21 protein-coding genes are annotated in these 21,723 nt (G+C 44.6%); 6 read left to right on the top strand and 15 right to left on the bottom strand.

Annotation, left to right across the window (positions count from 1 at the left end):
* Positions 1-97: 97 nt before the first annotated feature.
* Both WQ57_RS07705 and WQ57_RS07700 read left to right on the top strand, forming a co-directional pair.
* The gene (locus WQ57_RS07705; RefSeq protein WP_046523175.1) at positions 98-592 is read left to right on the top strand and encodes a spore coat protein; all 495 of its coding nucleotides are present in this window, start codon (positions 98-100) and stop codon (positions 590-592) included.
* A gap of 177 nt (positions 593-769) precedes the next feature.
* Entirely contained in the window at positions 770-1,561 is a 792-nt protein-coding gene (locus WQ57_RS07700) for a TIGR00266 family protein (protein ID WP_046523174.1), read from the top strand.
* A 65-nt stretch (positions 1,562-1,626) separates the two neighbouring features.
* Here WQ57_RS07700 and WQ57_RS07695 read toward each other — a convergent pair whose 3' ends face one another.
* From WQ57_RS07695 to WQ57_RS07625, 15 genes are all read right to left on the bottom strand, one after another.
* Entirely contained in the window at positions 1,627-2,445 is an 819-nt protein-coding gene (locus tag WQ57_RS07695) for an ABC transporter ATP-binding protein (RefSeq protein ID WP_046523173.1), read from the bottom strand.
* A gap of 129 nt (positions 2,446-2,574) precedes the next feature.
* Positions 2,575-3,129: a gamma carbonic anhydrase family protein gene (locus tag WQ57_RS07690; RefSeq protein WP_046523172.1), complete on the bottom strand. Its 555-nt coding sequence runs from the start codon at positions 3,127-3,129 to the stop codon at positions 2,575-2,577.
* 199 nt (positions 3,130-3,328) lie between these two features.
* Positions 3,329-4,627 (bottom strand): SLC13 family permease, encoded by a 1,299-nt coding sequence (locus tag WQ57_RS07685; RefSeq protein ID WP_046523171.1) that lies wholly within the window; start codon positions 4,625-4,627, stop codon positions 3,329-3,331.
* Between the two features lie 301 nt (positions 4,628-4,928).
* Complete coding sequence (locus tag WQ57_RS07680; RefSeq protein ID WP_241481500.1) at positions 4,929-5,723, bottom strand: enoyl-CoA hydratase-related protein; 795 nt, start codon at positions 5,721-5,723, stop codon at positions 4,929-4,931.
* Between the two features lie 17 nt (positions 5,724-5,740).
* Complete coding sequence (locus tag WQ57_RS07675) at positions 5,741-6,949, bottom strand: CaiB/BaiF CoA transferase family protein (RefSeq protein ID WP_046523170.1); 1,209 nt, start codon at positions 6,947-6,949, stop codon at positions 5,741-5,743.
* A gap of 262 nt (positions 6,950-7,211) precedes the next feature.
* On the bottom strand, positions 7,212-7,856 hold the full coding sequence (locus tag WQ57_RS07670; RefSeq protein ID WP_052948681.1) for a GntR family transcriptional regulator: 645 nt from the start codon (positions 7,854-7,856) through the stop codon (positions 7,212-7,214).
* Between the two features lie 175 nt (positions 7,857-8,031).
* Entirely contained in the window at positions 8,032-8,730 is a 699-nt protein-coding gene (locus tag WQ57_RS07665; protein WP_046523168.1) for a TerC family protein, read from the bottom strand.
* Between the two features lie 202 nt (positions 8,731-8,932).
* Positions 8,933-10,297 carry a (Fe-S)-binding protein gene (locus WQ57_RS07660; RefSeq protein ID WP_046523167.1) on the bottom strand — a complete coding sequence of 455 codons (1,365 nt, stop codon included), beginning with the start codon at positions 10,295-10,297 and terminating at the stop codon, positions 8,933-8,935.
* 22 nt (positions 10,298-10,319) lie between these two features.
* Positions 10,320-11,756: an FAD-binding oxidoreductase gene (locus WQ57_RS07655; protein WP_046523166.1), complete on the bottom strand. Its 1,437-nt coding sequence runs from the start codon at positions 11,754-11,756 to the stop codon at positions 10,320-10,322.
* A gap of 12 nt (positions 11,757-11,768) precedes the next feature.
* Complete coding sequence (locus tag WQ57_RS07650; RefSeq protein WP_046523165.1) at positions 11,769-13,661, bottom strand: sigma-54-dependent Fis family transcriptional regulator; 1,893 nt, start codon at positions 13,659-13,661, stop codon at positions 11,769-11,771.
* Between the two features lie 104 nt (positions 13,662-13,765).
* On the bottom strand, positions 13,766-14,467 hold the full coding sequence (locus WQ57_RS07645) for a hypothetical protein (protein ID WP_046523164.1): 702 nt from the start codon (positions 14,465-14,467) through the stop codon (positions 13,766-13,768).
* Between the two features lie 22 nt (positions 14,468-14,489).
* Entirely contained in the window at positions 14,490-15,656 is a 1,167-nt protein-coding gene (locus WQ57_RS07640; RefSeq protein WP_046523163.1) for a pyridoxal-phosphate-dependent aminotransferase family protein, read from the bottom strand.
* Between the two features lie 238 nt (positions 15,657-15,894).
* Complete coding sequence (locus WQ57_RS07635) at positions 15,895-16,659, bottom strand: sulfite exporter TauE/SafE family protein (protein WP_046523162.1); 765 nt, start codon at positions 16,657-16,659, stop codon at positions 15,895-15,897.
* Between the two features lie 167 nt (positions 16,660-16,826).
* Complete coding sequence (locus WQ57_RS07630) at positions 16,827-17,108, bottom strand: hypothetical protein (RefSeq protein ID WP_046523161.1); 282 nt, start codon at positions 17,106-17,108, stop codon at positions 16,827-16,829.
* Positions 17,109-17,120: 12 nt separating this feature from the next.
* Positions 17,121-18,341, bottom strand: a complete 1,221-nt coding sequence (locus WQ57_RS07625; RefSeq protein WP_241481505.1) for an MFS transporter — start codon at positions 18,339-18,341, stop codon at positions 17,121-17,123.
* A gap of 188 nt (positions 18,342-18,529) precedes the next feature.
* On the opposite strand from WQ57_RS07625, the gene WQ57_RS07620 reads away from it, so the two are divergent.
* Genes WQ57_RS07620 through sat form a run of 4 tightly spaced genes read left to right on the top strand, consistent with a single transcriptional unit; the run spans position 18,530 to position 21,719 of the window.
* Entirely contained in the window at positions 18,530-19,315 is a 786-nt protein-coding gene (locus WQ57_RS07620; RefSeq protein ID WP_046523159.1) for a phosphosulfolactate synthase, read from the top strand.
* The gene (locus WQ57_RS07615) at positions 19,281-19,820 is read left to right on the top strand and encodes a histidine phosphatase family protein (protein WP_046523158.1); all 540 of its coding nucleotides are present in this window, start codon (positions 19,281-19,283) and stop codon (positions 19,818-19,820) included. Before WQ57_RS07620 ends, WQ57_RS07615 begins: the two co-directional genes overlap by 35 nt.
* Positions 19,821-19,834: 14 nt before the next feature.
* Positions 19,835-20,545 carry a phosphoadenylyl-sulfate reductase gene (locus tag WQ57_RS07610; protein WP_156183082.1) on the top strand — a complete coding sequence of 237 codons (711 nt, stop codon included), beginning with the start codon at positions 19,835-19,837 and terminating at the stop codon, positions 20,543-20,545.
* Positions 20,546-20,570: 25 nt separating this feature from the next.
* Positions 20,571-21,719: a sulfate adenylyltransferase gene (sat, locus tag WQ57_RS07605; protein ID WP_046523157.1), complete on the top strand. Its 1,149-nt coding sequence runs from the start codon at positions 20,571-20,573 to the stop codon at positions 21,717-21,719.
* Positions 21,720-21,723 lie beyond the last annotated feature (4 nt).

Here is a 21,723-nt window from a genome sequence, read left to right as displayed (position 1 = left end):
GCACTTTGGCTTGCCGTTTATTAATGGAGGACAATTAACCATTTCTTCCTTGCCGAATACGATAATCTGACGAAAAAAAAGAAATGGGAGTGCTGATATGTCGTTAAGGGAACCGAATACACTAGCCTGGCATGAAACCCTTGAAATCCATGAGCTCGTTGCCTTTCAGTCGGTCGGATTAATGAAACTAAAAATGAGCTATCGAAAAATTGCTGATGTGGAATTAAGGGGAATCTATGAATCAACCATCCAGGGGCTTACACAGAACATCAATGAACTTGTGCAATTCTATCCTTCCGCACCAGTAAGCCTGCCCAGGAACGAACAAATGAATAATGATATTGCCTTTTATGCCGCCGACCTTCTTGCATTCCTGAAAACCTCTGTCCGCAATTATGCTGTTGCCATAACCGAAACAGCCACACCTGCCGTCAGGACAGTGATGGCCAGCCACCTATCAAGAGCGGTGAAAGCACATGAAAGAATTTTTAGGTATATGTATAAAAATGGACTCTATCCTTCCTATAATTTGGGGCAATTATTGCAGAATGATCTCCAGCTCGCACAGAAGGCATTGTCGATGGATTATTGAAAGTTAAAAAGAGCCGATTACAGGCAGCATGCTTTAATTTGCCGTTTTCCGGCAAAAGGGCAGCTGGCAATGGGCTCTTTTTTATTTATTTTTTTCTTGGACAACGACAGCTGAAACCTTTTCCATTCTTTTCCGTACATAAAAGTGATAGAAAAAAATCCGGGCGGAGATGATACCATGAATAACCATGAAATTGATTATGAATTGTTTGGGGACGATATGCAGTTTGTCCAGGTGGAGCTTGATCCTGGCGAAACGGTTATCGCCGAAGCCGGCAGCCTGATGATGATGGATGACGGCATTAAGATGGAAACCGTTTTTGGCGATGGATCCAACCAGAACAGCGGGCTTGTCGGCAAGCTTCTTGGCGCGGGCAAGCGGGTACTGACAGGAGAAAGTCTGTTCATGACAACCTTCACAAATGAACGGAGCGGCAAGAAACGAGTCAGCTTCGCATCTCCATATCCAGGAAAAATCATTCCGATGGATTTAAGCATGCTTGGGGGGAGGATCATTTGCCAAAAAGATGCGTTTTTGGCAGCAGCCAAAGGCGTTTCAGTTGGTATAGAATTTCAGCGTCGAATCGGTACTGGATTCTTCGGCGGAGAAGGCTTCATTATGCAAAAGCTTGAGGGAGACGGCATGGCTTTTGTTCATGCAGGCGGGACATTATACGAAAAAAGGCTGGAGCCTGGTGAAGTCATTCGCTTGGATACCGGCTGTCTTGTAGCGATGACCCGGGAAGTCGATTACAACATCGAAATGGTTAAAGGGATAAAAACAGCATTGTTTGGAGGAGAAGGCCTGTTTTTCGCCACGTTGAGAGGCCCGGGAACGGTATGGGTCCAATCATTGCCTTTCAGCCGGCTTGCCAGCAGAGTGTTTGCTGCAGCCCCGCAAACTGGCGGATCATCCAAAGGGGAAGGCGGCGTCGGCGGTTTGTTTGATCTCTTCGGCGGAAACCGCTAAAAGACCTTCTGTTTTAACAAAAGCCTTGCGAACCACAAACAGGTTGGCAAGGCTTTTTCTACTTTTTACTTTTTTTCCGCATAGGCTTTTATCCGAACCCATGGCCGTCCATTCTCCCAATCAAGGGAAATGGGAACTTTAAAAGTTCGTTCCAGCAGGGATTCTGTCAATGTGGATGCTTTTTCTCCCAGTGCCACTACTTCTCCTGATTTAATCAATAGAGCGTGCGAGACCGAAGGGACAATTTCCTCTATATGGTGTGTTACATACAATAACGTTGGTCCGCCAGGCTTCGCCACCATCTCCTCAATGGTGCCCAGCAATTCTTCTTTTGAATAGATATCAAGTCCGTTGCAGGGCTCGTCCAAAATGAGGAGCCGCGGTGAAGACATCAGGGCCCTGGCAATCATCGCCCTCCTTCTTTCTCCCTGGGAGAGAGACATAATTAACTGGTCCGCGAGATGGCTGATCCTAAACTGGCGCATCAATTCCATGGCCTTGGCTGCATCTTTTTCCGTGATTTCTTCATATAATCCGATTGAAGCAAATTTCCCGCTTAGAACTACCTCAAAGGCTGTGTCCCCAGGTCGTGATTGGTATTGGTCATCAAGGGAAGAACTAACCCAGCCAATTGATTTGCGGAGCTCGGGGATATTGGTTTTTCCGAAGACCTTTCCAAGGACGGAAACTTCCCCGCCATTCGGCCACTGGTAGCCGGTGATCATTTTTAAAATGGACGTCTTTCCAGATCCATTCAGTCCTAATAAAGCCCAGTGTTCTCCTTTTTGTACATCCCAGGAAATGTTTTTCAATATATCCTTGCCGCTACGGTGCCAAACGATGTTCTTAAGGGATATGACGGTTTCTTCGTTGATTAGGCTCATTTTATCCTCTCCAGTTAAATGAATAGTCATTATTTTCAGTATACTTTATTTTTGACAATATAAAAAGGCTGTTGCTTAAAGCTGAAAAAATATTCGGCTTTATGCACCACCCTTTTATATTACCAGTCGCTACGACCGAACAGTCTTATCAAGGATTCCTATATCCTCGGAAACAATACCGGCTTCTCGGAACCGTTTCCCATTTTCCTGATAATGGGCTGCTCCCTCAAGCAATCGGTTCTGCAATTCTTTGCTGACTGATTTTAAAGGCTTGGCAGGTACACCTGCAGCCAGCATGCCTTCTTCAATTACTTTATTTTCCCCTACGACCGCACCCGCGGCAACAACTGCCCCCTTCTTGATAAGTGCTCCATTTAAAATGATCGCCCCCATCCCAATCAAAGCCCCGTCTTCTATTGTACAGCCATGGATAATGCAGTTATGGCCAATGGTCACATTCTTTCCAATTGTCACCGGGTACCCTTCATCCACGTGAATCATTGATCCTTCCTGGACATTGGTCCCGCTGTCAATTTTAATTAAATCGTTGTCACCTCTAATTACAGTATTGAACCAGATGGATACATCCGAACCTAATTCAACATTGCCTATTACATGTGTACCTGGAGCCAAAAAAACACTGTCGCCGAGTATTGGTTTCTTGCCGTCCAATTCATATATCATTCTTCCATTCCCCATTTCTGTCTTTCAATTTAGTTACTTTTCCGGTTCCTCGGAACTATAATATGGAAGATAGTGACCTCCTTTAGTGATAGAAGAGGTACTAAGGTACCCCTGGTTTCTTTTCAAATTTATTCTATATTAAGCGCTTACAAAAAATTCGGACTGGATACCTTTATGTTTGATTTCCTTGTATCTCTATCTACATCCAAGGCATGCCAATTACTACAAACAATAGCCATGCAAGCCCAGGACCGAGTACTACAAAACAGGCTGCACACATAAGGAGCTTGAGGAAAAATTCTCGTTCCTTCATTCCCTGTGCATTTGCCAGAAGAACAGCCCCGCTTGTTGAAAATGGACTTAAATCAACGATGCTTGAAGCCATAGAAATAGCAGCCACTACACCTGCTGACGATATGGTAGGATCTTCCAGTATAGGCGTAACCAGCGGGATAATCGCCGCGAGGAATCCCGTTGTTGAAGCGAAGGCTGAAATAATCCCTCCTACATAGGAGGCAAGCAGGGAAGCAGTTACTGAGTTGTTGACGCTGGCAATCAGATCCTGCATGTAAGCCATGGCACCAACTTCTTCGAGCACATTAACATAGGTTACAATTCCAGTTACCATGAAGATAACCGGCCATGGCACAGATTTTAACACTTCCGGCTGCTGTTTTGGTGAAAGCAAAGCTAGAACCAATGCTATCATGAATGCCGCAATGCCCATATGAATTTCGAATTTAATGGCTAAGACTAGAAGCATGCCAATCCCTACCAGCGTAACTCCCCGGTAAAAGGTTAATTTCGTACCATCTTGGTCCTGGTTGCCAATGTCCGGACCTTCCGTTGCTTCAGCTGCAGCTGCAACAAAAGCTTTGGAGGCTTGCTGAGCCCTTATTAGCCTTAGGCCCCCAAATACAATGAACAAGATAATGGCAGTGAGGACACAAAAGAATAAAGTATTGATATATAAGAGGACAGGATTGTGCTCGACTCCGCTTGTTTTCATTACTCCATCAACGATCAGGCCAAAAAGGTTAACCGGTGAAAATCCTCCGGCTGTTGCACCTGTTACTACTATAGTCCCCATTAAAATAGGGTTAATAGTTAGTTGAGCCGCAATACGGAGGGCGATTGGTGCAAGGATAATAGCAACCGTGGTAACCTGTGTACCGATACTGGCCAAGAGGGCTGCCAGAAAAAACATGACCCACGGAATCAATGCCACATTGCCTCTTACCAGGCGCAAACCCCAAGTGATTATCAAATCAATGGTCCCGTTTTTTTGGACAATTCCGAAAAAGTAGGTAACACCTGCAAGGAGTATGAATAAATCCCCAGGATAGCCGCCGAAGATGGTATCCAGTTCCATGCCGTTCATAACTGAGCCAACAAAATACGCAGCCACAATTCCTAATAGACCAATATTGATTGGCAGTACCGATCCAAGAATGAACATTAGCAACAGAATTAAAATTGCAATTAGTTCAATACCCATTCACTAACTCCTCCTAAGTTTTATAAGCGCTTAAGCCAGGGGGCTTCGAAACTTGTATGATATGCTGATTGATTCAACCACTTAGGAGTAATTTGATTGTTAGATAAGGTGAACATCCGCAACCATCCCACGTCAAGATAGTAAAAAGAACCCTGCCTTAGGCCAATCTTTAATAAATTAAAAATCCCTAAGTACCTTCTTAAAATTAAATCGGTTTATATTCCATACCTTGAAGTGAATGAACGTTTTCATAACCTTTATCTTCGTTGCGCGAAAGTTAATTCCTGCCCATTGAAAAGAATCAGCGATAATTGAAGTTCGGCTTCCTTTTTTCCAAAAAGGCTGAGACTCCCTCACGGTAGTCATCTGAAACAAATGACTGCAGAACTAGCTCTGCCGTTTCTTCTGAGTCTTTCACATCTCCATGTAATACCTTGTTAATGATAGTCTTTGATCCCCTTACTGCCATTTGGGCGTTTTGGCAAATAAGCCGTGCAAATTCATAGGTTTCCTGTTCCAATTGTACTGGCTCAATCATTCGGTTAATGAGCCCCATTTGCATCGCTTCTTCCGCATTGATGATTCTGCCGGTAAATAAAATATCCTTCGCATTGGATGGCCCCACCAAATCAACAAGGTTTTTAGTTCCGGGTGTATTGTAAATCAGGCCAAGCTTGGCTGGAGTAATGCCAAAACGGCCTGTTGAGTCGGAAAAGCGAAAGTCGCAGGCAACCGCTATTTCACAGCCGCCGCCAACACAGAAGCCTGAAATCATGGCTATGCTCGGCTTAATGGATTGGGCAATTTTTTCTTCGAGTACCATCGTTGCGTCATTATACTTTTCCGCTCCCTCTGCCGTGTAGCGCATGGTTTTAAACTCTCCAATGTCAGCCCCTGCAGAAAAAGCTTTTCCCGTTGTACTTCGGAAGATGATTACTTTGATTTCGGGATTTGAATTGCATGCATCCACCAAGTCAGCCAAATCCAGCCACATATCATATGTTAGTGCATTCCTTTTTTCAGGACGGTTGATATAAATGGTTCCTATGTCGTCTTCAACTTCCAAAAATACATTTTTTTGATTGGTCAAGTTCACGATTTCTTCCTCCTTTTTTACCCAGTTACAGCCTCAGGTTGTTTCACTATTCCTTTTACCAATAAAGAACTGATTTTTTCAGAGGAAAATCCTATCTGTTTAAGGATTTCTTCACTATGTTCACCAAGGAGCGGGGCGGGGGTCTTAATTTCAACATTGGTGTCGGAAAACTTGGTTGGTGAACCGATCACCTTCATTTTCCCGATAACCGGGTGGTCAAGTTCCTGAATCATGTCCCTCGCTAGATAATGTTCATTATTTACTGCTTCACCAAAATTATTGATTGGCCCGGCTGGCACCCCAGCTTCTTCACATTTCGATATCCAGTAGCTGGCTGGATATTGTATGGTAATTTCCTCTATTTCTTCTTCAAGCTCCTCGACGTGATCATGACGCAGCGTATTGGTCAAATAGCGCTCATCCTCTAACCATTCAGGCCTTTCAAGAACTTGAGTGGCAAACTTTTCCCAAGTTCGCTGATTGGCACAGCCAACCATCATATACGCATCCTGTGCCTTAATTGCCTGATATGGAGCGGATACCCGATGTCTCCACCCTGTCGGCTGAGGGATTGTTCCATTCGCAAAAAATGCCCCGGCTTCCCAGGTAAACCATGGAAGCCCGCATTCGGCAAGAGAAATATCGATCATTTGTCCCTTGCCTGTCTGAAGCTTATGGATATAGGCTGCCAGGATGGCATAAGTGGCGGTAATGCCTGCTCCAATATCATACACAGCAACACCTGATTTCAGTGGACGCCCTCCAGGCTCGCCCGTCATGCTCATTAAACCAGTCATTCCCTGAGCTACTAAATCGAAGCCCCCTTTATGTGAGTAAGGTCCCGTTTGCCCATAACCCGAAATGGAGCAATATATGATGCCAGCATTTAATTGTTTCACTGTTTCATAATCAATTCCCAGCGATTTAGTAACGCCCGGACGGTAATTCTCGACAATAATATCCGCCTCTTTTGCCAATTCATAAAAAATTTCTTTTCCTTCTGCGGATTTCAAATCAAGAGCGATGCTTTTTTTGTTTCTATTAATCTGGAAGAAACAGGTGGATTCTCCATTAATATAAGGACCCATCTGGCGAGAATCATCACCCCCATGGACCTTTTCGATTTTCGTCACCTCTGCCCCTAAATCCGCAAGAACCATTGTACAGTATGGACCAGCCATAATTTGGGAAGCATCCAAAATCTTTGCGCCTCTTAAAGGACCCAATTACATTACCTCCTATCAGTTATTGTTGACCGGGTCAAATTCAAGGTGAAATGAAAATTTTCTCACCCTGGAAAAACCCCCCGCCCCTCTATTGTGTATACTGTATACAGAATACAGGATGCAGGATACAAATTAATTGTAATTACAGCTCATTTTAAAGTCAACAAAATTTTCTAAAAATTTAAATATTTATTTTGCTATTTGACTCCTCCAAAAGGATAAAAAAAGACAAACGCATATACTAAACGTTTGTCTGCATTCACTATTTTAATTCTTCCAGCCCTCTTTTTTGGTCATTCTCCATATGTACTTCCATCATTCTAAGCGCCTTTTCTAAATCCCTGGATTTCAGCGCAGACAGAATCTCTTTATGTTCATAAACAATTTCATAATTATTTTTCGTTTTTTTATTGATTGTAGCGCGGTAGAGTAACAGCAAGGAACGAACATGATTTAATAGCTGAATCATGATTTGGTTAGGGCAATAATTTAATAGTTTTTCATGGAATTGGGTATTCAGCTCCAGGATTTGATAGGGATCGCCCTGCTCGATAGCTTTTTCTGTTTGAGCCAGCACCTCTTCTATCATTGGAAAATCCTCGTCTGGTATCTTGTCTATAATCAGTTCAATAACGGCCTTTTCCAGTACCATTCTGGATTGAAAAAGGTCAAGAAAATCACCTTTATTAATTGTAACGATCCTCATACAAGTATGGTCCTGAATAATCAATCCTTCTGTCTGAAGCTGCCGAAGGGCTTCTCGTAAAGGAGTCCTGCTAATTTTATACAGCTCAGCGAGTTTTGACATGATGACTTTTTCCCCAGGCTGAAGCTGGCCGGTAAGGATCAGCTGCTTCAGCTCTCTATAGGCTTGCTGATATAATGGCTCTGCAAAATTCAATCCCAATCGCATGCCCCTCCTCTCATTGCGGATTGTATTAAATTATGTATAGTTTACAGATAATGATAAGTAAGTCGCTTTACGATGTCAAACTATTATTAAGATAAAAATAATTTCTTACACTAGGGGTTATTTACAAATAAAAGGCAACCCAAAACTCGTTGGGTCACCGTCGCTCTGCTTATTTTGCTCTTACCAGTACCTCTGTTTCTCGTAAAGCAGCCTGTTTTGCCGTACTCTTTGTTTTGTAGATGCCGGCCCCCACTATTGCAGCAACAACCAGAAGTTCGAAACCGTATTTTACTAAGCCATTTGTAAACAGCCCTTTTACCAATGGTTCTGCCACAATCATTTTTGAAGCAGTCCATGCCAAAACCGCAGCACCGATGGTAATGATCACAGGGAAGCGTTCTATCCATTTTAAAATGATGGTGCTTCCCCACATGACAATTGGTATTGAAATAATCAGCCCAAGGATCACGAGAAGGAAATTGCCGTGCGATGCCCCTGCAACGGCTAATACATTATCGAGTCCCATTAAGGCATCGGCAATAATCACCGTCCTAATAGCTGCCCAGAAACTTTCCCCAGCCTCAACACCGCCATGGTCATTTTCTTCTACCAGCAACTTATACGCTATCATCACCAGCAACAACCCTCCTACCAGACGAAGGCCTGGAATGGCAAGCAGCCAGACCACGGCAAGGGTAGCAATGGTACGAATGACAATAGCTCCTATGGAACCCCATAAAATCACCTTTTTTTGCTGTGATTTCGGCAGGTTCCTCGCCGCCAGACCGATTAATATTGCATTGTCTCCTGCAAGTACCAAATCAATAACAACAATTGTCAGCAGGGCAGTAATAAAATCAAATTCCATCTGTCTACCTCCATATTTTCATTTATAAAGGATATAAAAAAGACCCTTGCCAAATAGGCAAAGGTCTCGCTGAGCATAGTGACTATGCCAACAAAGCCGATGGCTTGCACCATGTATTGACGACTTTGTTTCAGGTTTGTACCTGACGCTACTCCCCTTCACGGGTAATTCCTTATATAACCATATGCACACTTTCCACTTTTTAATGACCCTGTTTTTCTGCTCTTTCAATGGATTCCACCAGATAGTCCACCACATGCTTGGTCTCAATTTCAGCTTCCATGCCTTCCCGGTGTAGCCCCAGCTTCATTTGCAAATAGCATCCAGGATTGGAGGTAATCAGGACTGCAGAATCCGTTTGTTTTACCTTCTCCATCTTTTGGTCAAGGATTTTATTTGCAAGATCAGGCTGCAGTATATTGTAAATCCCAGCCGACCCGCAGCAGTATTTCTTGTCAGGCAGCTCCATATACTCTGTATTTGGGATAGTTTTAACCAGTTTGACAGGGGCGTCCTTGACCTTCATGACATACTGAAGATGGCAGGAAGGCTGGTATGTAACCCTTTCACCCTTCCCAGATGTTTCAGGCAGTTCTCCTTTCTCATGGACAATTTCGCTGATATCTCTAATTTTGGAAGAAAATACTTTGGCCCGTTCCAGCCAGGCCGGATCATCTCGGAATAAATCCACATATTCCACAAGTGCAGCACCGCAGCCGCCGGCATTTGTAATAATATAATCCACTCCTGCTTTTTCAAATGCCTTAATATTGGCTTTTGCAAGTTCGATCGTTTTGTCTTTTTTGCCGCTATGATGATGAAGTGCCCCACAGCAGCCCTGGTCCTTTGGCGTTACAACATCGAATCCTGTTTTGGAAAGAAGTTTAATGGAATTATCATTGGTCCTCCTGAACATGACATCCATGATACACCCTTGAAAAAAGGCAACCCGCCCTTTTGGCTCTTTTTTCCGATTGGCTCGGGGGGTGAATTCCATGTGCGGCTTCCGTTTTGATGGCGGAAGGATTTCCGGCATTATTCGCTCCATCTGCCTCATCTGTTCCGGGAAAAACTTGAGTATTCCAAGGCTTCGAGTAAGGGACTGCAGCCCGCTTTTCTGGTAAAACCATAATAGATTCCCGACTTGGTTGAGGTTTTTTTGATCTGAGAGCACCTTCTCAAACATAAAATCTCTAACGCTTCGAAGTGGAGCTGGAGTTTTCTTTATATCATTGTGTGTGGTGTTTAGTTTCACGCCAGGCTGATGATAAGTACCTGCTTCAGTCGCTGCGGCAATTTGCTCCTTGGCCAGCATGACAATATCAGGAATCTGCACGTCCATAGGACATGCATCCACACATGCTGAACAAAGAAGACAACGGTCAAGCTGATCTTTAATTTCCTGGTTAACTGGAATTTCACCAGTCAGCATGCTCCTGGCCATTAAAACCCTTCCTCTTGGCCCATCTGCCTCGCGGCCGGTTATGTTAAGAGTGGGACATACATTGCGGCAGGCGCCGCATCGCACACATGTCATCATCGATTGTTCGGGGGTTAATACCTTCAACGGTTCTCACCTCTCTTTCATACTAGTTTGGCAGGGCCATTTTCCCCGGGTTCAGAATATTATTGGGGTCAAGGGTCCGCTTTATCGCCCGCATGACTTCCATCGCTGGACCATGCTCCACGTCCATATATTTGGCTCTGACGATACCGACTCCATGTTCGGCCGTAGTGGTTCCTTCCATTCTGATTGCAAGCTGGTGGATTTCCTCCACCATTTTTTGGACATTTTCCATTTCAACCTCATTGCTGCTGTTTACAACAGGGCCAGTGTGCATGTTTCCATCCCCGACATGACCATAAATGCCGCATACAATTCCATATTTCTCGGCAATATTATGAATTTCCCTTAGTGTTTCAGGCAAACGGGAAATCGGAACACAAATATCCTCGCCGGCATAAACCCGGAACCCGCCGGGTTTTAACAGCCCTACTGCAGCTCCCACCAGTTTCCTCGCCTGCCAGAGCTTTTCGCATTCATTCGGTTCATCACTGAACTTCAGGTGGGTTGCATATTTTTCAACCACTTTTTTCAGGCGGTTTACCTGGGAAGTTACTTCTTCCTTTGCTCCGTCTACCTCAAAAACAAGAACAGCTTCATTATCGACTGGCAAATTCAATTCCGGTTTCATCATATTGACTGCTTTTATACAGTTGAAATCCATGATTTCAATGGCAGAAGGCTGCAGCCCTGAAGAAAAAACTGCATTTACCGCTTCGCCTGCAGATTCCAAACGTTCAAACGAACAGAGTACAATTCCCCGTGTTACCGGCAGCGGCAGCAATTTAAGACGGAGTCGAGTAACAATGCCAAGCGTACCCTCAGAGCCGATCATCAAATGGGCAAGGTCGTAGCCCGAAACGGACTTTAATGCTTTTGATTTGGCACCGCCTGTAACAATAACATCACCTGTGGGGAGCACGACTTCCATACCTAGTACATAATGCCTGGTCACTCCATACTTAACTGCCCGGAGCCCGCTGGAGTTATTTGAAACCATCCCGCCAATCGTGCACATATTGGCACTTCCGGGGTCTGGCGGAAATTGGAGACCATATGGCTTCAAGGCAAGATTGAGGTCATTCTGGATCACACCAGGTTCAATAATGGCCTGCATATTCTGATGGTCGATTTCAAGGATGCGGTTCATCCTGGAAAGGTCCAGCATAATTCCGCCCTTGGTGGATACCGCCCCGCCAGTCTGCCCTGTTGCTGCTCCTCTTGGATATAAAGGCACTTTGTATTCATTGGCCAGTTTTACACATTCACTAACTTCATGTGTTGAAAGAGCAATAACTGCGACTTGGGGCTTCTGCGGATTAAGCTGAGTCTCAAAGGAAGCATCGTAAGAATATGTCATCATATCGGTCTGACTGGTCAACAGCCTTTCCACACCGAAGATTTCCCGTAAACGAGAAATGACTTTTTCATCCAAAGGAGCTCGTTCTATTGTTTCGTTCATCTTTATTCTCCTTTACTGGTTATTGATTTTCCGCCACAACGTTGTCCGGCCTATCCCCAGGATTTTGGCCGCTTCTGTTTTATTACCATTCACTTTCTTTAAAACTTCAACTATATATTCACGCTCATACTCCTTGAGCCTGCCGTTTTCCATTGGTGCATCAATATCGGCCGATTTCTGGGATTTCTGGCTGACAAAATCCTTTCCTCCTGCCATCAGAACAGTACCTTTATCGATGACTTTCCCCTGAGAAAGAATCATGCAGCGTTCAACGATATTCCGCAGCTGCCGTATATTTCCAGGCCAATGGTAGCTTTGCATCATCTCCATTGCCTCTTCGTCAAATTTAAGCATTTCCTTTTGGATGTTTGGCAGCAGTTCATCGATAAAATGCGAGCATAGAAGAGGAATATCCTCCACTCGCTGCCGCAATGGCGGAATCTGGATATCAAGGATATTAAGGCGATAATATAAGTCCGCCCTGAATTTTCCTTCCTCCACCATTTGATCGAAATCCCTGTTGGATGCAGCAATGACACGGATGTTGATTGGAATGACCCTCTCGTCCCCAAGTCTCATCACTTCCCCTTCCTGAAGGACACGGAGAAGCTGGGCTTGTACGGGTTCAGCCAATTCGCCAATTTCATCTAGGAAAATGGTTCCTTGATGAGCGAGTTCAAACAGTCCGGTTTTTCCTCCTTTTCTTGCCCCTGTGAAGGCGCCTTCGACATAGCCAAACAATTCGCTTTCCAGCAAATTTTTGGGTATTGCAGCACAGTTGACGGCAACGAATGGGCCCTCACTGCGTTTGCTGAGGCTATGGATTAGATGGGCAAATACTTCTTTCCCTACCCCTGTTTCCCCTGTAAGGAGAACAGTCGAATCAACCTTGGAATATTTTTTTACTTTCTCGATGGCCTGTTGGTAACTGGTGCTTTTTCCCACAATATTGGATAATTCATATTTCGTGATATGACCTCGGTGGAGCAGTTTTTTACGGATTTCCTGTTCCTGCTGCTGAAGCTTTTGAAGCTCCTGAAAAGTGCAAACCGCTCCGAACACTTTATTTTCATGGCGAATAGGTATTCGGTTGGCAATGATTTTAACTCCATTTTCTTCCTGAATCCTATTAAGTTCTTCTTTCCCGCTCGAGATGACTTTCTTCATCCGTGAATTGATCAATAGGTGATCAATGTTTTTTCCAATAACCTCATCTTCTGGCAGGTTCAAGATCTTACGGGCGGAAGGATTGCAAACTGTTATTGTCCCTTCTCCATCAACTGCCATCACACCGTCGGCAATAAAATCGAGGATAGCCTGGAGCTGTTTTGTCCTTTTAACTTCAGCTCGTCTGACTTCGAGCAACGTTTTAGCTTCATTGATGGCCTGAATCAATGATTCAATTCCCGATGAGAGGATTACAGTTTGAACGCAGCCACGGACCTCGCTTACATACACGCTTTTTCCAATCAGTACATCTATATTGCGGCCAATGAGGCTATTTACCCCGGCTTCCACCTCACTTAAAGAATGAACCGGATATTTCTCAATTGTAAAACCTAAGGTTTTTTCAATTGTTTCGACCCCTTGGAGAATATCCGGGGTATCTGCAATCCCGATGTTCTCTCCCAATTTTCTCGCTTCCATGATCGTACGGAGCAAATCATAGCCAGTAATCGGTATTTGGACCACAGGTATCTCAATCCCGGATTCAATGATTTTTATCCCCGCCATCCCCCGGCTGATGATAACTTCGATTCCAGCTTGTTCAAGCTCTCTGGCGGTGGAAGCTGCCTCATCAAAATTCACTTTTTTAACTATAAGGTTTTCACCGGTTTTCCGGCAGGCTTCTTTTGCTACCGGTATCATTTCATCAATTGGAGAAAGTATGGCAATCCTCGACATATGGACACCCCTAATTTTCTTTTTTCTTAACAGTTCAATGATTTTATCTTTATTTTATACTATTATTTATGAATGTTAAGAAAATTTGAAAATCAATGAAGCTTTTAAGATCGTTTCATTTTTCGCAAAGTGTAATACTTGATTTTAATGGCACTTTCCACCTGCCCCATTGCACCCTTAGGTGAATAGACGGCAACGCTGGCTCCCATTCCGTAAAGAGAATCCAAAAGAGCAACCTTTGATCTCTTGTCCATCCCGCAGATGGCGTCTCCGCCAATAATAACTCCACAACCGACTAAACCATCCCTATAGTAGCCAGAAAGATACTCGGCCAAATCTTTGGTATCAAGTGTCCATCCGCTGCCAGAGTGTATTTCAATATAAATCGTATCAGGGATTGTCCATTCCGCTTTGCCAGTCAACAGGCATTGAATCGACGCTGCAGGAGACAGGAGGATTGGAATCAATCCCATTGCACCCGCTGCTCCTGTCCGCACATCTGCACCTGCTACCAGCATTGTTGATTTTGAGCTCACTGCAATCTCTGAAAACTCGTGTTCTTCTACAATCTGATGAGGACTATCTTCAAATAGGCGGCTCCATGCGGGAGATGGAACATAGTCAAACCCCAGGATAAGATTGGCCTGAAAAGCTGCAGGAGTTTCCCCCTCACCTGCCTTTTCAAGTACAGCCTCGGCAATTCTTCTTGAAAGATATAGAAAGTCAGGCTCGAAGGTGACACGTTCTCCAGGGATAACCCGACTGAGACCAGCTTTCAATGAGATGCTTCTCTCAATATAATTCACTCCTTCAGCCTCCCATTGAACATCAGCAATGAGGATGTTCCAGCCAGTGGCGCTGAGCTGCTGAGACACCTGCTCCCAGCTCCACTTGGTACCCGCTCTTCTTGAGTGCCAATTCCATGGCTGCAAACATTTTCAGCATGTCGGCGGCATCTGTGTATCCCATATGTCCCAGTCTGAGAATCTTGTTTTTCAGCTTTCCAAGGCCTCCGCCTAGAGCTATATGGAACTCTTCCCGCAACATTTTCCTGAACCCATCCGCGTTTTCCAGCTTGACAGCTGTAAGTGTCGGGCTTGCTGCCTGGTCTTCGACCAGCAGTTCAAGCCCGAGGGCGCGGACTCCTGCACGAGTCATATCCCTTAACGCAGCATGTCTTTTGTACTCGCTTTCCAAACCGCCGCTTCTTTCAATCATGTTGCAGGCTTCAAGCAATCCGCATACTAGCGCAATGTTTGGAGTGTACGGAGTTCCAACTCCTGATTCTAATCCTTTTTTGTAAAGCTTTAAATCAAAGTAGAAGGATGGGCACTGGTGGCCGTCAATAACATCCCACGCTTTGTCGCTCATGGTAATCAGGGCCAGGCCAGGAGGCAGCATTAACGCCTTTTGCCCTCCTGTCGCTACAATATCAATCCCCCATTCGTCCATATAAAGAGGTGCTCCGACAATCGAGCTTACAGCATCCACAAGGAAAAGGGCATCCGTTTCACCTACAACTGCAGCAATATCCTTAATATTATTAAGTGCCGAAGTCGATGTTTCGCAATGGGTAGCAAATACTGCTTTAGCTTCCGGATTCTCTTTCAGAGATTTTCTTACCTCCTCGGGATCTACAATATCGCCCCATTCGGCTTCAACCCGCACAACCTTGCAGCCAATATGTTTGGCAATACCTTGTAAATATTCACCAAAATAACCTACAATACAAAGGATAATGGTGTCATCCGGTCCCACTGTATTGATGATCGCTGTTTCAAGGGCCGAGGCTCCGCTCGCCGTGAGTGGGACAACCAAATTCTTTGTCTGGAATATCATCTTTGATTTTTCAACCGTCTCTTGCAGCACTTCCTGGAACGCTGGATTGCGGTAATCCATCATCGGATGGTCAAAACTCCGCTGCATGGCGATTTGTATCTCCTTTGGCACCTGTACCGGTCCTGGAAGGCGCAAATCCATTTTTTCTTTAAACATGAGAATCTCTCCTTTGGCATTCACATTATTCAATATTTAATAAATGAATAATGCAATTATCGTGCCAACGATTAAAACCATTAAAAACACTACGATTGAGTTATTTTTCAAGTGTTTCATGTTCCGTATCGGAACATAATGAAACAGATAATGAAACAGCGGATAAGGCTTGGAACAGTTTCAGGAAGAAGAAAACTCTGGCAATAAAAAATAGCCATCGCAATGGATGGCGAATCTTTTATATAAGTTTGAAGCCACTGATAAGGATCATTAAAGCCATGATTGTCCTTAAGGGTTTGGCCGGAACCTTGGCTGACAGTGAACTTCCGATGAGCACCCCGGGAACAGAACCGACTAATAGATTGAACATCAGCATAAAATCAACATTGCCTATCCCGGCATGCATAATGCCTGCAGCCGTCACAAGGAAAAAGGCATGAGCGATATCCGTTCCAACCAGTTCTGATGCCTTCAGCCGGTAAAGATAGAGCATTGCAAGGGCGAACATCGATCCTGAACCAATCGAAGTCAGACCGACGATGAAACCCAGGACGGCCCCTACTGCGATTGTAAGTCCCTTTTTTTCTTTCAAAGGTTTCATCTGTAATGAGTTGGACTCAAACTTCTCCTTATGAAACGTCTTGAACAGGGTGGTGAGAGCCACCAGTATCAATACATATCCCAAGGCATGCTTTATGATTTCCTCCTGGTTATTAAAAAAGGAGTCAAACAACTGAAGCATGAAAACAGCCACTATTGCACTTGGAATACTGCCAATCGCTAAATATTTCATCAATTTAAAGTTGATTGTTTTTTGGCGCCAATGCTGAATGGAGCCAAAAAATTTTGTGACCGAGTTATAAGCAAGATCCGTTCCAACCGCTATTGCAGGATTTATCCCCAACAATACCAAAATGGGTGTCAACAGGGCTGCCCCTCCTACACCAGTCAAGCCGACCATAAATCCGATGAGCAAACCCATAACTATTATTCCCATACTCATTAGGTGCACGCTCCAAACTAACCATTTTTTTCTGCCTATCTCACATTATGAAATGGTTAATGGCCTTGTGACCCAGTTTAGGCCTAATGGGCTTACGCAAAAAAAAGAAGTGGAGCTATCGCTTCACTCCATTGGAAAGGCCATACCGAATCGGCTGGCCTTGCTTGTTATTCCTTTTCTTCATCCTTAAGCTTGATCTTTTTGCATCCTACATAAAGGCAGGAGTAAATATCCAGCCCCGGCTTTGCTTTGGCCAATCCTTTTATATAAGGTGTAACAAGGTCCCTAAAGTCTTCGCCTACCCCTTCCTCCTCCAAGATTCCGTATACAAACAGCTTTTTTTCATCAAACAGGAAAGCTACATTTCCTACGGCCTTATGATGGGGGTCTACAACATTCAAAACTTGGTAATGAGGGGTGATTACTTCTGGTGAAAAATAAATTTGCATATCATCCACTCCTTAAGTGAGCTGCATTTTTTCAAATAGGCTATCGCTTCCTTCAGCTTTTTCCTTTTTCGGCACATGGATAAGCACCAGGCTTAACAGTGCAGCGAACAAGGTCAACCCTGCAGTCGCCAGGAACATGCCGGGTCGCGACCATTCCATCAACGCTCCATATACCGGCGGGCCGATCGCTACCCCCAAAAATCGCACTGAACCGTATAATGAGGTAACAAATCCCCGGCGGTCGGTTGGGACTGAGCCTGTGATAAAGCTGTTGATACAAGGCAACACAAGGCCGGTACCAATACTGCTGACAACAAGGACGGCAAAGAACGGCACTAGCCTGGTAAAAAGCACAAGTGATGCGAAAGATGCCGTCATCAGCAGCAGCCCGATAACGATCAGTGCTTTCATCAGTCCCATTTTTTTGCCGATTTTACTGCCTGTTATATAAGAAGTAGTGGTCATGAACAGGAGCGGTATTGCTAAAATACTGCCTTTCAGTACACCATCGATCTGATGATCCCGTTCCAAAATATCGGAAATATAAAACAAGATACCAAATAAGGTGAAAAGGCAGGCAGCGCCTGTAAAATAGGCGGCAAAAAGCCAGCGGCCTTCTGTTTTAAACACGGACACAAGACCTTTTACATATTTGCCAACAGGTGGAGGTTCTTTTTCCGCTTTCTTTTCCCTGATGAAAAAAATGGTGAGAAGCACGGATGCCAGACAAAAAACCGGAAATGCCCAAAAGGCGGCATACCAGAACAGAAGTGCCAGCAAGGAACCAATAATTGGGCTGATTACTTTTCCGAACCCGTTGGAAGCTTCAACCAACCCCAATACCCTGCTCTGTTCTCCTCCCTTAAACAAATCTCCGGTAAGGGCCATTGCAATAGGTGCCGTTCCAGCTGCACCAATTCCTTGAGCGATCCTCCCTGCCAGAATCCACGTATAGGCATTTGAGAACCATGCAGCTGCAGCTCCCGCTAAAAGCCCCCCGCTTCCATATAGAATCAGTGCAGGAATGATAATGGCTTTTCGGGAGAAGCGGTCAGACAAATACCCTAGCACTGGAATGGAGATGGCTGCGGCAATTGAAAACACAGAAATCACCAGGCTGACTTCAAATTGGCTAATCCCCAATTCTTCCTTCATTTTCGGAAGGACGGGGATGAGCATGGAATTCCCTAGCACAAGGATAAGCGGTATAGAACTAATGGCTAAAATCGCCATCCCTTTATTTTTTTGCTTTGCCAATGAAAGCACCCCTAACTGAAAGAATAAGCTTTCCTATTGTGTGAAAACAGCTCATAGTTTATTCAGCGGAAAAGCCTAATTTCCTTGGTAAAAGCCCATTATTTACACACTCGCCCAGATATTGAATAGTCTATCCTAGAAAAATAGAGGAGGGCGCTTTCCCTATGGACTTTTTACAATTACCAATGAGAACAGCCGGGAACAGAACATACGGGCTGACTTCCATTGCCGATTTTGGCACGCCGCTGGGCCGTCTGCAGCAAATTCTGGAAGATTATCACCATATTATTGATATAGCAAAGATTGGCATTGGTTCCGCTTATGTTACCCCCAACCTGCAGCGCAAAATAGACCTTTACAAGGAATACAAAATTAAACCATATTGCGGCGGGACATTGTTCGAAAAATGCTTTTACCAGAACAAAATCCCTGAATACTTTTCTTATTTGCGTAAACTGGGAATTGAATGGGTTGAAATATCCAATGGGACCTTGGATATTCCTATCAAAGAGCGCCTTGATATTATTTCCCAAGCTAAGGAAGATTTTTATGTTATAGCTGAAGTTGGTTCGAAAGATGGCAATGAAGACATGCCGATTTCAGCTTGGAAAGAAGAAATCCAGCTGTTTCTGGAGGCTGGCTGTGAATATGTCATAACAGAAGGCCGTGACTCCGGGACTGCAGGCATCTACGGAACAAATGGAGACGTCAAATCCAATCTGATACAGGAATTGGTGAAGGGTTTGGATTGCAGGAAGATGATATTCGAGGCACCTACTGCTAAGCATCAAATGTATTTTATTAACACCATCGGGCCAAACGTTAATCTCGGCAATGTCAAACTTGATGATGTACTTGTGCTTGAAGCCCAGCGTTGTGGATTGCGCAGTGAAACTTTCTATCTGGAGGAAACAAATGCAGCTTACCTTGATCAGGCACCTGCCCACTGAGTGGAATAAAAAAACATGGCTTCAGGGAAGGCGGGATATCGGAATATCACCGCCCTCACCAGATATCAGGAACAAAATTCTCGAAAATAAATCTTACCTTAGCCAATTGGAACCTTTCGATTGTGTCTTGGCCAGTACCTTAAAGCGCACTCAGGAGACGGCAAAACAATATGGGTATAGTGCCAAAACAGAATGCCTTCTCGATGAACTTGACTTTGGCTCTTTTGAGGGAAAGCCAAAATCCGATTTGATTGGACAATTGGGAAAAGCTTGGGAAGAGCACCCGTCATCATTGGTGTTAGGAGAGAAAGTAACGGATTTGGAGATTCGAATTCACCGTTTCCTTGAGAAGTACAGCGAGGTACCCAACCTCCTCGTTTTCGGCCATGGAGCCTGGATCAGAGCCTTGTCTTCCTACTGGAGTTATGGGCATATCAATAAAATGAACCAGTTGACAATTGAAAATAATCAATGTCTTACCCTCGATTTCAACACGGTGAGCTAGAGAGGAGGAAGGAAATGTCCGAAATACTCGATTATGAAAATTGGGACGACACAAAGGTTAACAGCATTCTGGCAGGCAATCGTGATTACTTTGATATCCTTAAATGGGCCTATCGAGAATATCAAAAAGATATTGTCTATGCCTGCAGCTTCGGAGCAGAAGGCATTGTGCTGATTGACTTGATCTATAAGGTCGACAAGGAAGCCAGCATCAAATTCCTCGACACGGGGCTGCACTTTCCTGAGACCTATCAATTGATCGAGAAAGTCAGGCAGCGTTACCCCACATTGAAAATAGAAATGGTTACACCCGGGATTTCCCTTAAGGAACAGGCAAAGCAGCATGGTGGGGAACTCTGGAAGGAAAACCCCAACCTTTGCTGCCAATTGCGGAAGGTTGCTCCCCTGAAAGAAGCCATTGCAGGCGCAAAGGCCTGGATTACCGGTTTAAGAAGGGAACAATCCCTCTCAAGAAGCCAAACGCAATATATCAACAAAGATGACAAATTCCGAAAAATAAAAATCTGTCCCCTTATTCACTGGACATGGGATGAAGTCCTGGCTTATATAGCCCTAAATAAGCTTCCTTATAACCCTCTTCACGATCAGGGTTTCCCGAGCATTGGCTGCGCCCCATGCACCAGACCTCCACAGCCTGGTGCCGACTCACGGTCAGGAAGGTGGGCTGGCCTCGGTAAAACAGAATGCGGACTTCACCAAAGTTAATTGAATATTTAGGGAGGAGAAGAATATGAGCACAAGCATACCTCATGGCGGGCAATTGGTAAATCGAATGGACTTCAGCCTGGAGGAAGATTTGACACGAAACTTTGTCGAGCTTGACAATATGGAATTTAGCGACCTTGAACTTATCGCAAACGGAGCCTACAGTCCAATGGAAGGTTTTATGGGGAAGGAAGATTATGAGGCTGTGGTCCATGGTATGAGGCTGTCTTCCGGTCTCCCATGGTCACTGCCGATCACTCTTGCCATTGATGAGCAGAAAGCCTCACAATTGCATACCGGGGAAACCATTAACCTTGTCTATAACGGGATTGTTTACGGCATCATGGAAATCGCGGAAATTTTCAAGCCTGATAAACTTATTGAAGCTGCAAAAGTTTTTCAGACGGAGGACTCCTCCCATCCAGGTGTAAACAAACTGTTCAAACGGGGGCCGTTCTATGCGGGGGGAAAAATAACTTTGACAAGAAAACCTCAAAAATCAATGTTTGAGGCATATTATCTGGACCCACAGCAAACCAGGAAAAAATTCCGGGAGCTCGGCTGGAATACGATTGTTGGGTTCCAGACGCGCAACCCTGTTCACCGTGCCCATGAATATATTCAAAAAACGGCACTTGAAACGGTAGATGGTCTTTTCCTTAATCCGCTTGTCGGCGAAACAAAGTCAGATGATATACCAAGCGAGATTCGCATGAAAAGCTATCAAGTCCTTCTTGAGAATTATTATCCGCAAAACCGGGTGTTCCTTTCCGTGTTCCCGGCAGCAATGCGTTATGCCGGGCCTAGGGAGGCCATTTTCCATGCCATTGTCCGGAAAAACTTTGGCTGTACCCACTTCATCGTAGGCCGGGATCATGCCGGGGTCGGCAATTACTACGGCACTTATGATGCCCAAAAAATCTTCGGAAACTTCACCGAAGAAGAGCTGGGAATTAAACCAATGTTTTTTGAACACAGCTTTTATTGCCGAAAATGCGAAAATATGGCCTCTGAAAAAACATGTCCTCATGATGCCGAGCACCATGTAATCCTTTCAGGTACAAAGGTTAGAGGAATGCTCAAAAACGGCCAGCAGCCGCCAAAGGAATTCAGCCGGCCGGAAGTGGTCGGAGTACTGATTCAGGGAATGCAGGAAGTCTATATCAAAAACTAAGGAG

This window comes from Mesobacillus campisalis (genome assembly GCF_000986785.1).
GTDB classification, from domain to species: domain Bacteria; phylum Bacillota; class Bacilli; order Bacillales; family Cytobacillaceae; genus Mesobacillus_B; species Mesobacillus_B campisalis.
This window is presented reverse-complemented; position numbering and strand designations above follow the sequence as displayed.

Bases quoted from the DNA above. Each gene is read 5' to 3' on its own strand.
- WQ57_RS07705 (WP_046523175.1), top strand. From the start codon at position 98: ATGTCGTTAAGGGAACCGAATACACTAGCCTGGCATGAAACCCTTGAA.
- WQ57_RS07700 (WP_046523174.1), top strand. From the start codon at position 770: ATGAATAACCATGAAATTGATTATGAATTGTTTGGGGACGATATGCAG.
- WQ57_RS07695 (WP_046523173.1), bottom strand. From the start codon at position 2,445: ATGAGCCTAATCAACGAAGAAACCGTCATATCCCTTAAGAACATCGTT.
- WQ57_RS07690 (WP_046523172.1), bottom strand. From the start codon at position 3,129: ATGATATATGAATTGGACGGCAAGAAACCAATACTCGGCGACAGTGTT.
- WQ57_RS07685 (WP_046523171.1), bottom strand. From the start codon at position 4,627: ATGGGTATTGAACTAATTGCAATTTTAATTCTGTTGCTAATGTTCATT.
- WQ57_RS07665 (WP_046523168.1), bottom strand. From the start codon at position 8,730: ATGGAATTTGATTTTATTACTGCCCTGCTGACAATTGTTGTTATTGAT.
- WQ57_RS07655 (WP_046523166.1), bottom strand. From the start codon at position 11,756: ATGAACGAAACAATAGAACGAGCTCCTTTGGATGAAAAAGTCATTTCT.
- WQ57_RS07650 (WP_046523165.1), bottom strand. From the start codon at position 13,661: ATGTCGAGGATTGCCATACTTTCTCCAATTGATGAAATGATACCGGTA.
- WQ57_RS07640 (WP_046523163.1), bottom strand. From the start codon at position 15,656: ATGTTTAAAGAAAAAATGGATTTGCGCCTTCCAGGACCGGTACAGGTG.
- WQ57_RS07635 (WP_046523162.1), bottom strand. From the start codon at position 16,659: ATGAGTATGGGAATAATAGTTATGGGTTTGCTCATCGGATTTATGGTC.
- WQ57_RS07630 (WP_046523161.1), bottom strand. From the start codon at position 17,108: ATGCAAATTTATTTTTCACCAGAAGTAATCACCCCTCATTACCAAGTT.
- WQ57_RS07625 (WP_241481505.1), bottom strand. From the start codon at position 18,341: ATGGCGATTTTAGCCATTAGTTCTATACCGCTTATCCTTGTGCTAGGG.
- WQ57_RS07620 (WP_046523159.1), top strand. From the start codon at position 18,530: ATGGACTTTTTACAATTACCAATGAGAACAGCCGGGAACAGAACATAC.
- WQ57_RS07615 (WP_046523158.1), top strand. From the start codon at position 19,281: ATGCAGCTTACCTTGATCAGGCACCTGCCCACTGAGTGGAATAAAAAA.
- WQ57_RS07610 (WP_156183082.1), top strand. From the start codon at position 19,835: ATGTCCGAAATACTCGATTATGAAAATTGGGACGACACAAAGGTTAAC.
- sat (WP_046523157.1), top strand. From the start codon at position 20,571: ATGAGCACAAGCATACCTCATGGCGGGCAATTGGTAAATCGAATGGAC.